Below are 9,009 nucleotides of genomic sequence, written 5' to 3' on the forward strand. Positions count from 1 at the left end.
CGCCCGAGACGAGGGCGATTCGGCGGGATGCGAGCCGGTCTCGGGCGATTCCCCTCGGGTGGGAGCGCGGCCGCTCACGGCTTGAGCACCTCGGAGACGCGGTCGAGCGCGCCCGGGACGAGCGCGTAGTAGGCCCACGTGCCGCGCTTGGAGCGGCTGAGGAAGCCCGCGTCCGTGAGGATCTTCAGGTGGTGCGACACGGTCGGCTGGCTGAGGCCGACGGGCTCGGTGAGGTCGCACACGCACGCCTCCTGCCCCTCGCTCGCGGCCACGATCGACAGCAGGCGCAGGCGGGCCGGATCGGCGAGCGCCTTGATGGTGCGGGCGAGCTCCGCCGCCTCGCTCGCCGAGATCGGCTCGCGCGCGAGGGGCGCGCAGCACGCGGCGGCGGGGGCGTCGAGGAGCGGAAGCGAAGTGGCCATGCATCGAAGATAGTCGATATTGACAGATGTCGATAGATGCGAGCAGGATGTGTCCATCGACATCCTTCAATGAACGGAATGGGGATCATGACCCTCCTCGACATCGCACCCGCCCCCACCGCGGGCAACCGGCTCGACGGCCTGCCGATCGCCATCATCGGCGCCGGCCCGGTGGGGCTCGCGGCCGCCGCCCACCTCGCCGAGCGCGGCATCGACTTCGTCGTCTACGAGCGGGGCGACAGCGTCGCCGACGCCGTGCGCGGCTGGGGGCACACGCGCCTGTTCTCGCCCTGGGAGCACCTCGTGGACGACGCGGCCCGGCGCCTGCTCGAGGCCGGAGGGTGGACGATGCCGCCGGCCGGCGTCGCGCCGACGGGCGCCGAGCTCGTGCGCGACTACCTCGCGCCGCTGGCCGCACATCCGGCCATCGCGCCGCACATCCGCACCGGCGTGGAGGTCGCCGCCGTCACCCGGGAGGGCATGGATCGCACCCGCACGCGCGGCCGCGCGCAGGCGCCGTTCGCGCTGCGGCTGAACGGAGCCGACGGCGCGGAGGAACGCAGCGCGCGCGCCGTGCTCGACGCCTCGGGCACGTGGGCGAACCCGGGGCGGCTCGGATCGCACGGCCTCGATCCGCTCGGCGCCGACGCCGTGGCGGAGCGCCTCGTCGCGCCGCTGCCCGACGTGCTGGGCGCCGATCGCGCCCGGTTCGCCGGGCGGCACACCACCGTCGTGGGCGCGGGCCACTCGGCGGCCAACACCCTGGTCGCCCTCGCCACCCTCGCGCAGCTCGAGCCCGGCACCCGCGCGACGTGGCTGATCCGCAACGCGCGCGCCGCGCGGGTCACGACCGCCGACGACGAGCTCGAGGGGCGCGGGCAGCTCGGATCGCGCCTCGAGCGGCTCGTCGCGACCGGCCGGATCGAGGTGGTCGACTCCTTCGAGATCGCGCGCCTCGAGCCCCACGGCGACGGCGTGCGCGTGCACGGCCGGCGCGGCGACGGCATGGACAGCCACGACACCGACCTGATCGTGAACGCCACGGGCTTCCGCCCCGATCTCGACATGCTGCGCGAGCTGCGCCTCGGCCTGGACGAGATCGTCGAGGCGCCCCGGCGCCTGGCGCCCCTGATCGATCCGAACGTGCACTCGTGCGGCACCGTCGAGCCCCACGGGTACCGCGAGCTCGCCCACCCCGAGTCCGGGTTCTTCATCGTGGGGATGAAGAGCTACGGCCGCGCGCCGACGTTCCTGCTCAAGACGGGATACGAGCAGGTGCGCTCGGTCGTGGCGTGGCTCGCGGGCGATGCCGAATCGGCCGACCGCGTGGAGCTCGTCCTGCCCGCCACCGGCGTGTGCAGCACGGCCGACGGGTGCTGCGCGTGAGCGGGCCCGTGCACGTGCGCGCGATGGCGCCCGGCGACTGGCCCGAGGTCGAGCGCATCTACCAGGCGGGGATCGACACGGGGGATGCGACCTTCGAGACGCGCACGCCCGCGTGGGAGGCGTTCGACGCGAGCCGCCTCGCGCATCCCCGGCTCGTCGCGGAGGTGGGCGGCACCGTCGCGGGGTGGGTGGCCGCATCGGCGGTGTCGACCCGCCCGGTGTACCGCGGCGTCGTGGAGCACTCGATCTACGTCGACCCCGCGGCGCGCGGGCGCGGCGTGGGGCGAGCGCTGCTGGAGGCGTTCATCGCGGCGGCCAAGGCGGCCGGGATCTGGACGATCCAGTCGTCGATCTTCCCCGAGAACGTCGCGAGCCTGCGCCTGCACGCCGCCGTCGGGTTCCGCCAGGTGGGCCGGCGCGAGCGGATCGCGCAGGCCGCCGCCGGCCCGCACGCCGGCGAGTGGCGCGACACGATCCTCATCGAGCGCCGCGCGCGGTGACTCGGCGCGGTGACACCGGCGCGGTGACTCGGCGCGGTGACACCAGCGCGAGCCGCGCCGAGCGAGGGCGGAACCCATAGACTGGGGTCTATGAGTACCGCCCTCGCCCCGCTCGCGGCGCTCGCGGATCCGACGCGGGCGCGCATCGCGCGGATCCTCCTCGCCGCGCCCGGCCGGCGCGCGTCGGTGACCGCCCTGGCGGACGAGCTCGGGCTGCGGCAGCCGACCGTGAGCCACCACCTGATCACGCTGCGCGAGGCCGGGGTCGTGACCTCCGCGAAGGAGGGCCGCCGCGTCTGGTACGCGCTCGCCCCGGAGCGCCTCGACCGCGTCGCCGAGATCATCGGCGCGGAACCGTCGGCGCCGCTGCCGTTCGACGCGGACGGCGCCGTCGACCGGATCGCGGAGCGCTTCCGCGGCATCCACTCGCGCGAGACCGTCGCCGCGTGCCTGGCCGAGAGCATGAGGCTGCTCGCGGCGGGCGGCGAGGCGCCTCGCGACCTCGGCTCGCGCGCCGCGGACTTCACGGTGTCTCGGCTCGAGGCGCTGGCGCGCGCGGCGGGCCAGGGGCCGCGCGAGACGCCGGAGGTGCTCTTCGTCTGCGTGCGCAACGCGGGGCGATCGCAGCTCGCGGCGGCGCTGCTGCGCCAGCTGGCCGGCCCGCGCGTGAACGTGCGCTCGGCCGGATCGGCCCCGGCGGCCCGACTCGCCCCCGACGTGGTGGCGAGCCTCGACGAGGTCGGCGTGCCGCTGGGCGGCGAGTTCCCCAAGCCGCTCACGGACGAGGCGGTGCGCGCCGCCGACGTCGTCGTGACGATGGGCTGCGGCGACGCGTGCCCCGTCTACCCCGGCAAGCGCTACGAGGACTGGGACCTGCCCGATCCCGCGATCCTGCCGCCCGACGAGGTGCGCGCCGTCCGCGACGAGATCGAGCGGCGGGTGCGCCGACTGCTGGACGAGCTGCTCCCACGGTGAGCGGCTTCCCAAACACATAGATACTGGTCTATGCTTTGAGCATGACCGAGACGCCCTCGCCCAAGCCCACCGTCCTGTTCGTGTGCGTGCACAACGCCGGCCGCTCGCAGATGGCCGCCGGCTGGCTGCAGCACCTCGCGGGCGACCGCGTGGAGGTGCTGAGCGCCGGCTCCGCCCCGAAGGACAGCATCAACCCCGTCGCCGTCGAGGCCATGAGCGAGGTCGGCATCGACATCGCCGGCAACACGCCCAAGGTGCTCACCGTCGAGGCGGTGAAGGAGTCGGACGTCGTCATCACGATGGGCTGCGGCGACGCCTGCCCGATCTTCCCCGGCAAGCGGTACGAGGACTGGGAGCTGCAGGACCCCGCGGGCCAGGGCATCGAGACCGTCCGCCCCATCCGCGACGAGATCCGCGCGCGCGTCGAGGCGCTCGTCGCCGAGATCGCGCCGGCCTGATCAGCCGCGCGCCTCGGGATTGTCGCGCACGGCGACGCTGGCGCCCCCGGCGGTCGGCCTCGCCGCGGCGCGCACCGACGGACGCAGGCCGCCGATCCGGCGCAGGGGCGCGCCGATGAACAGCCCCAGCGTCGCGCCGGCGGCCAGGGCGATCCCGACCATGCCGGCCGTGATGAGCGACGAGGCGGCGAAGAGCACGTGCTCCGTCTCGCCGCCCGACTCGACGAGGCCCAGCAGGCCGCGGAACACCGCAGCACCCGGCACGAGCGGCACGATCGCGGCGGTCGTGATCGCCACCGACGGCACGTGGAACCGCTGCGCCACGAGCGCGCCGACGAGGCTGGCGAGCAGCGCGCCGGCGAAGCTCGCGGAGGCCTGGTCGAGCCCGGCGGCGCTGACGGCGGCGAAGCCGCCCCACGCCACGGCGCCGAGCAGCGCGCTGAAGCCGATGATGCGCCCGCCCGAGCCGTTGAACGCGGCGACGGCGATCGCGACGATGATCGATCCGACGATCTGGCCGCCGAGCGACCCGAGGGGCAGCGCCTCGGTCGGCGGCTGCATGCCCACGCCGAGGGCGCGGGCCAGCTCGAGCCCCACGACGATGCCCAGCACGACGCCGAGCGTCTGCAGCATGAGCTCGAGCAGGCGGCCGCCGGCCGTGAGGGCGAAGCCGTCGATGGCGTCTTGCGCGGCGCCGACGACGGCGAGGCCGGCGAGCATCAGCACGATGCCCGATGAGACGACGATCGACGCGCGCACGTCGACGAAGGGCTCGATGCCGGCGCGGGCGAGCATCGCGGTGATGACCGTGAGCACGGTGAGCACGAACGCCCCGGCGATCTGGCTGAAGAACAGCGGCACCTGCAGCTTGGCCAGACCGGCCTGCGTGAGCGCGACGCCCAGGGCCGCGAGGAAGGTGACCGCGAGGATCGACCACGAGGCGCCGAACATCACGCCGACCCCGACGGCCAGCATCGCCTGGGCGAGGATGACGACGACCGGCCGGTAGCGGAACGGCACGCGGCGGATCTGGTGGAAGCGGGTGCGCGCCTCCGCCAGGTCGAGCCCGTTCTCGACGTCGGCGACGAGCGCCTGCAGCCGCTGCAGCTTGGCGTGATCGGGCACCGCCGCCCGCACGACGCGCATGATCGTGACGGGCCAGTCCTCGCCGTGCCGGTGATCCGACAGCGTGATCGAGTTGAACGTGATGTCGACGTGCACGCTGCGCAGACCGTAGGCGCTCGCGATGCGCAGGGTCGCCAGCACGACCTCCTTGGCCGAGGCGCCCACCGAGAGCATCGACTCGCCCACCCGCATCGCGAGGTCCATGACGCGCAGCGCGAGGGCGTCGTCGACGATCGGGATCGCCTCGGTGGCGGCCCTGTCGGATTCGTCTCGGTGGATGGCCCGGCGCACGGACTCGAGGACGCGACGACGACGCTCGCTTGCCATGCCTCCATCCTCCCCCAGCCGACGGACGTGCGGAGGCCCCGCCGCGTCGGGCGGGGCCTCCTCGTGCCTCGGATGGGGCGTCAGGCCGGCGAGCCGGCCAGCACCTCCTGCTCCAGGCGGGCGTAGCTCGTCTCCATCCCGTCGACCATGCCGGTGCCGAGCACCATCTCGCGCGTGGCGGCGTCCGGGTAGGTGATGAGCAGCGACAGCAGCGTGCCGCCCTCGACCGGGGTGAGCGTGAGCTCGTTGCGCGAGGGCTCGCCGGGCATGCCGATCATCGCCTCGGTCGTCACCTCGCGGTGCGGCGGCTCGGACTCGAGCAGCTCGCCCTCGAAGCCGAACCCCTCGGATCCGTCCTCGCGCGTCCACTCCTGGCGGTAGCGGTCGCCCACGTTCCGCGGGATGTCGGCCACGGTCATGACCCAGCCGTCCGGTCCCTTCAGCCAGCGCTTCACGAGCTCGGGCTCGTGGTGCGCGCGCCACACCTGCTCGACGGTTCCGCCGATGACGCGGGTGACGCGCACCTGGTTCTCGCCGATCTGCTGGGCCGCCGCGGGAAGGTCGGCGGCGAAGGTCGCGAGGTCGGCCACGACGTCGTCGATCTGGCTCATCGCCTCGCGCGTGCCCTCCTCCATGCCCATCTCGAGCAGCTGCTCGAGCGCCTCGAGCGAGGGGAAGGTCATGACGCACACGAGTCGCGAGCCCTGCTCGGTCTCGGTGAACGAGAAGGTCATGAGCATGGTGGGCATGTCGGTGTTGAGCGAGCCGTCGTCGCGGGCGAATCCGTCACGCACCGTGAACGAGCGTCCCTCGTCCACGGCCTCGAACTGCCAGATGCCCGCCGAGCGCTCACCCTCCGGCCCGGTCATGTAGTAGTGCGAGAAGCCGCCCGGGTAGACGTCGTGGCGAGTGAAGGTGGCGGGCCAGCCGGGAGGGCCCCAGAACCGCTCGATCTGGCGCGGATCGACATACGCGTCCCACAGGCGCCGCACGGGCACCGGGAACTCGGCGGTGACGGTCATGGTGAGGGCGTCGAGGTCCTTCTCGACGGAGGTGAGGGGCATGATGTGCCTTTCGTCGGTGATGGGTTTTCGGTGTCGCGTCGGTCGTCAGTCTTCGGCGAGCAGGGCGTCCAGCTGGGCGACGCGGCCCCGCCAGATCTGCTCGTAGCGCTCCAGCAGCGCCTGGGCGCGGCGGATGCGTTCGGGTTCGCCGCGGACGATGCGCTCGCGGCCCTGCCGGTGCTTGCTCACAAGTCCCGCTCGCTCCAGTACCGCGACGTGCTTCTGCACGGCCGCGAAGGACATGTCGTATGCGGCGGCGAGCTGCGACACCGTCGCCTCACCCGTGAGGGTGCGGCGCAGGATGTCGCGACGCGTCGCATCGGCGAGGGCCCGGAAGATCCGGTCCACCTCGTCGTCGGTCGACTCCGTTTGTACAACCATTTGGTTGTAGGTTACCGCGGCGTGCGTGCCTGTCAAGAGGGGGATCGGCGGCGAACGTTACGCCGCGTTTCGGCTGCGGTGCCGGGTGGGCGCGCGGCGGCCTAACGTGGGCGGAACGCTTTCGTCGAGAGGAACCCGCCGTGTCCACGCCGCTGCAGCACATCGATCCCGCCGAGGTGCGGGAGCGTGCGGCGTGCATGTGCGCGCACGGCGGCGCGTGCTCGTCGTACGCGCCGGGCCACGCGCTGCACCTGATCCAGGCGCGCGTCGCGTCGGCGACGCCGCGCGAGTGGACCGACGGGATCGTCGCGCACGCCGACGCGCTCGAGGGCACCCTGGTCGTGCGCGACTTGGACGGCGACCTGCACGAGCTGTGGAACGGATCGGGCGCGGCGCTCGAGGCGCCGGAGGGCACGCCCGTCGCGCTGCACCGCCGCTACGGCGTGCTCGCGGTGGGCCGGGCCCAGTTCAACGTGGCACAGGGATGAGAAAGGCGGCCGTCAGGCGGCCGCCATCATCGCGTCCTTCATCGCCGTGCAGGCGTCCCTGCACGCCTCGCAGGCCTTGATGCACATCTGGCAGATCTCGCTGTCGGTGTGCGGCCGGCACGCGTCGACGCACGCCTCGCACATGGCGATGCAGGCCTCGAGCATGCGCATCATCGCCGCCGGCGTCATGCCCTGCATGCGCATCATGGAGCGCATCGTCGTGTGACACATGTCGGCGCAGTTCATGCACGTCGGCGCGCAGTCCATCATCTGCGTCGAGCAGATGGTCGTGGCCTGCTCGGCGGCCGAGCAGGCGTCCATACAGGCCTGCATGACCGACATGTCCATCGACGCCATCTCGGGCATCGACTTCATGTCCTTCGCCATCGCGTCCATCATCATCGCGTCCATCTCGCACCTCGTTTCTCGGGGTCTCAGGCGAGCGGGAGCGCCCGTCTCGCGGCCAGGATAGAGCGGCCCCCGCCGGGCGCGGAACCCCTTGCGCGCACCGCTCGGTTGCACCCCGCGGTTGCCGAGCGGTGCGGCCGCAGGCCTCGGAGATGATCCGCTTCTTCCCCTGTGGGCGTGACCGCCGCCTACTCCGCGCGGGCGGCGGAGTACACCGAGCTGCTGGGCAGCATGGGCGCCGTCCACCCCTCGGATCGGCAGCTCATCGACTCCTGGGCCGCCGCGGTCGACGGGCGCGTGCTCGACGCCGGCTGCGGCCCCGGCCACTGGACCGGCCACCTCGCCGGGCGCGGTCTGGACGCCCGCGGCATCGACCTCGTGCCGTCGTTCGTCGAGCACGCCCGCGCGGCCTACCCTGGCGTGCGCTTCGACCTCGAGAGCATCGAGGACATCGCCGAGCCCGGCGGCGCCCTGGGCGGCGTGCTCTCGTGGTTCTCGACCATCCACCACGAGCCGTCGCGCATCGCGGCTCCGCTCGCCGAGTTCGCCCGCGTGCTGCGCCCGGGCGGCCTGCTCGTGCTCGGGTACTTCGACGGCACCGCGGTCGAGCCGTTCGACCACGCCGTCGCGCCCGCCTACCGCTGGCCAGCCGACGCGCTGGAGCACCTCCTGCGCGAGGCCGGCTTCGAGGTGCTGGAGACCCACCGCCGCACGTCGCGCGAGCACCGGCCGGTGGGGGCGATGCTGTGCCGGCGGGTTGCCGGGGTGGGCTGAGGAGCGATGCGGGCCCTGCGCGGGCCCTGCGGAACCCGATATTGTCCGAGCATGACTGCGCCCGCGACCGAGGCCCCGGCCGCACAGCGGCGCGCACTGAAGCGGCGGACGGTTCTGATGCTCGGGGGGCTCCTGATCCCGGCCGCCCTCGCCATTGCGTTCAACAGCTACGGGCCACTGACGGTGGAGAGCGCGCTCCGCATGGCGTTCGCCACGATCGCCGGCCAGACGATCACGATCCTCAGCGCCGCGGCGGTGGTGTGGATGACGTTCCGCCGCACGCGCGATGTCGCCCCGCGGGTCGGGATCGTGCTGATCGCGATGTTCATCGTCGGGCTATCACTCTCGACCATGGCCACCGCCGGACAGCTGCTGCTCACGCGCCTCGACCTGATCAACGGAGGTTAGACATGAAGCGTTCTGTTGGCTGGTTCCTCACCTTCTTCATCATCGTCGTTGCGACGGGAGCCGCACTGATCCTGATCATGCCTGCCGCAGTGGCGCCGGACACGTCGGTGCAGATCTGGATCCCTTCGCTCCTGGGTGCCGCCTTCGCGGCCAGTGCGTTCGTCGCGTGGAAGGTCCGTCCGAACTGGAAGCAGGCGCCTCCAACTCAGCCATAAACGGCGGCATCTGATCGACCCCGACGATGGACGTTCTTCGTCGGGGTCGATCTGCTTCCTTCCGTCAAGAAGGGTGTC

Annotated in this window: 13 protein-coding genes; 8 read left to right on the forward strand and 5 right to left on the reverse strand. The window is 72.8% G+C overall.

Features of this window, described 5'->3' with window-relative positions; all coding sequences use genetic code 11:
• Positions 1–74: 74 nt before the first annotated feature.
• Complete coding sequence (locus ACYVJ0_RS07705) at positions 75–422, reverse strand: ArsR/SmtB family transcription factor (protein WP_460817047.1); 348 nt, start codon at positions 420–422, stop codon at positions 75–77.
• Between the two features lie 87 nt (positions 423–509).
• Here ACYVJ0_RS07705 and ACYVJ0_RS07710 point away from each other — a divergent pair, with 87 nt between their 5' ends.
• From ACYVJ0_RS07710 to ACYVJ0_RS07725, 4 genes are all read left to right on the forward strand, one after another.
• Positions 510–1,808 carry an FAD-dependent oxidoreductase gene (locus tag ACYVJ0_RS07710; protein ID WP_460817049.1) on the forward strand — a complete coding sequence of 433 codons (1,299 nt, stop codon included), beginning with the start codon at positions 510–512 and terminating at the stop codon, positions 1,806–1,808.
• A gap of 23 nt (positions 1,809–1,831) precedes the next feature.
• A complete protein-coding gene (locus ACYVJ0_RS07715) occupies positions 1,832–2,308 on the forward strand; it encodes a GNAT family N-acetyltransferase (RefSeq protein WP_460817136.1) in 477 nt (158 codons plus the stop codon).
• A gap of 90 nt (positions 2,309–2,398) precedes the next feature.
• Positions 2,399–3,283 (forward strand): metalloregulator ArsR/SmtB family transcription factor, encoded by an 885-nt coding sequence (locus ACYVJ0_RS07720; protein WP_460817051.1) that lies wholly within the window; start codon positions 2,399–2,401, stop codon positions 3,281–3,283.
• Positions 3,284–3,324: 41 nt separating this feature from the next.
• The gene (locus tag ACYVJ0_RS07725) at positions 3,325–3,741 is read left to right on the forward strand and encodes an arsenate reductase ArsC (protein ID WP_449853852.1); all 417 of its coding nucleotides are present in this window, start codon (positions 3,325–3,327) and stop codon (positions 3,739–3,741) included.
• On the opposite strand, the gene ACYVJ0_RS07730 is transcribed toward ACYVJ0_RS07725, so the two are convergent.
• The 3 genes from ACYVJ0_RS07730 to ACYVJ0_RS07740 form a co-directional block, all read right to left on the reverse strand.
• Positions 3,742–5,193 (reverse strand): threonine/serine exporter family protein, encoded by a 1,452-nt coding sequence (locus ACYVJ0_RS07730; protein WP_449853854.1) that lies wholly within the window; start codon positions 5,191–5,193, stop codon positions 3,742–3,744.
• Between the two features lie 80 nt (positions 5,194–5,273).
• Positions 5,274–6,257 (reverse strand): SRPBCC family protein, encoded by a 984-nt coding sequence (locus tag ACYVJ0_RS07735; RefSeq protein ID WP_460817054.1) that lies wholly within the window; start codon positions 6,255–6,257, stop codon positions 5,274–5,276.
• A gap of 45 nt (positions 6,258–6,302) precedes the next feature.
• Positions 6,303–6,638, reverse strand: a complete 336-nt coding sequence (locus ACYVJ0_RS07740) for an ArsR/SmtB family transcription factor (protein WP_460817056.1) — start codon at positions 6,636–6,638, stop codon at positions 6,303–6,305.
• Positions 6,639–6,778: 140 nt separating this feature from the next.
• Here ACYVJ0_RS07740 and ACYVJ0_RS07745 point away from each other — a divergent pair, with 140 nt between their 5' ends.
• Positions 6,779–7,126 (forward strand): hypothetical protein, encoded by a 348-nt coding sequence (locus ACYVJ0_RS07745; RefSeq protein ID WP_460817057.1) that lies wholly within the window; start codon positions 6,779–6,781, stop codon positions 7,124–7,126.
• 12 nt (positions 7,127–7,138) lie between these two features.
• Here the strand turns inward: ACYVJ0_RS07745 and ACYVJ0_RS07750 are convergent, their stop codons facing one another.
• Entirely contained in the window at positions 7,139–7,537 is a 399-nt protein-coding gene (locus ACYVJ0_RS07750) for a hypothetical protein (protein WP_460817059.1), read from the reverse strand.
• Between the two features lie 228 nt (positions 7,538–7,765).
• Here ACYVJ0_RS07750 and ACYVJ0_RS07755 point away from each other — a divergent pair, with 228 nt between their 5' ends.
• The 3 genes from ACYVJ0_RS07755 to ACYVJ0_RS07765 are packed head-to-tail and all read left to right on the forward strand — an operon-like array spanning position 7,766 to position 8,931.
• Entirely contained in the window at positions 7,766–8,308 is a 543-nt protein-coding gene (locus ACYVJ0_RS07755; RefSeq protein ID WP_460817138.1) for a class I SAM-dependent methyltransferase, read from the forward strand.
• A gap of 51 nt (positions 8,309–8,359) precedes the next feature.
• Positions 8,360–8,716 carry a hypothetical protein gene (locus tag ACYVJ0_RS07760; protein ID WP_460817061.1) on the forward strand — a complete coding sequence of 119 codons (357 nt, stop codon included), beginning with the start codon at positions 8,360–8,362 and terminating at the stop codon, positions 8,714–8,716.
• 2 nt (positions 8,717–8,718) lie between these two features.
• Positions 8,719–8,931, forward strand: a complete 213-nt coding sequence (locus ACYVJ0_RS07765; protein ID WP_460817063.1) for a hypothetical protein — start codon at positions 8,719–8,721, stop codon at positions 8,929–8,931.
• Positions 8,932–9,009: the final 78 nt, after the last annotated feature.

This window comes from Microbacterium petrolearium (genome assembly GCF_054782875.1).